This is a genomic window from Rubritalea sp., assembly GCF_039830215.1.
Taxonomy (GTDB): Bacteria; Verrucomicrobiota; Verrucomicrobiia; order Verrucomicrobiales; family Akkermansiaceae; genus Rubritalea.
In genome coordinates this window covers 1-1,611 of the sequence record NZ_JBDOPO010000001.1, presented here as the reverse complement: position 1 = coordinate 1,611, position 1,611 = coordinate 1, and the positions used below count along the sequence as shown (strand labels likewise).

Sequence of the window (1,611 nt, the reverse complement as noted above, 5' to 3'; positions counted from 1 at the left end):
CCAATCTCTAGTGTGTTATTTGTACGGGTTAACGACTCTGGTTCACACCATAACCACATCGTTTAAATAAAAAACTACCTCACATAAATCTAGACCAATCCAACACCGATAAGAATCGGTCCACACGCTCTGCTGATGCTACCACACCTTAGCGGGGATCCCCTAACATTCATTATTACTTCAGCTCCCAAATGCCTCCACATTTCTACGCTCATACAAAAGAGCTCACAGATCACTCTACCACCCCAAAAAACACTTGGGAACCTCTCTTCACTCCTTTTGGTGAAGTTGATTCAAATAATTCATCACAATCTTGCTCTAGCTTAACAAACAGAATCTGTCCTCATTGCGTAAACCTAGCTCCGCAGCATGGCCATCTAAATAAAGTAGCCTCACTAGCTGGGAAATTTGCGACTGAGATGCTCCCTCAAAATCAGCCCGATCATGAAGCATTCCACCACTGGGGCTACCTAGCTGGGCTCTGGCATGATTTGGGGAAGTTTTCTGAAGATTTCCAAAACTACCTAGCAAGAGCAAGCGACATTCACTACGATGAATTTTTAGAGAAGATTGATCACACCACCGCTGGAGCAAAACTAGCTGCGTCAAAACACCCACTGGGACACTGCCTCGCCACGGCCATCGCTGGACATCACGCAGGCTTACTAGATGCTCGTCATGAATCTAAAGCAAGCCTAATCAAGCGGCTATCTAAGACGATAGCATCCGTAGATGCGACTCCATCTGAGATCACTGACCAGCTAATTCCTGAACCACCATCGTTTGTAACCCCTAGCAGTTCCGCCTTCACTTTAGCCTTCTTCCAACGCATGCTTTTCTCATGCCTTGTGGATGCAGACTTCCTCGCTACGGAAGCATTTATGAACGAAAGTCAGAGTGAGTTTCGGCCGCAAACCAAAAGCCATGTACTTGAAGACGCTCTTCATCTTTTGGAAGCTAAAATATCTTCCTTCGGCACGCCTGTCGGTGAGGTGAACCAAGCAAGGGCCAACGTCGTCAAAGACTGCCTTTCCGCAGCGGATGAGCCCGCAGGTATATTTTCACTCACCGTTCCCACTGGTGGAGGAAAGACACTATCCTCCTTACTCTTTGCTCTCAAGCACGCCATCAAACACGGCCACACGCGCATCATCTATGTGATCCCGTTCACCTCTATTATTGAGCAGAACGCTGGAGTTTTCTCTGATCTACTTGCTGAACTCGGGGATGACATAGTGCTCGAGCATCACAGCAATTTATTGCCTGAGAAAGAGACCACTCGCTCTCGTCTTGCCTCTGAAAACTGGGACGCGCCCATAGTGGTCACCACAGCTGTGCAGTTTTACGAATCACTCTTTGCGGCCAAGACTTCGCGCAATCGGAAGCTCCACAACATGGCCAACTCAGTCGTCATTCTTGATGAGGCCCAAGCTTTACCCGTCCAATACCTCAATCCCTGCTTGCGTGCACTGGAACAGCTTTCCAGCCATTACCACACCACCACTGTCCTTTGCACCGCTACTCAACCAGCAGTGAATAAGACTGAGCAATTCAATATTGGACTGGAAAACATTACAGAAATCATCCGCGACACTTCCTCACTCTTCGCTT

Annotated in this window: 1 protein-coding gene; it reads left to right on the top strand. The window is 47.9% G+C overall.

Annotated features, from left to right (window positions below):
• Positions 1-419: 419 nt before the first annotated feature.
• The coding region (locus ABGY95_RS00005) for a CRISPR-associated endonuclease Cas3'' (protein ID WP_347439629.1) at positions 420-1,611 on the top strand (1,192 nt) is incomplete at its 3' end.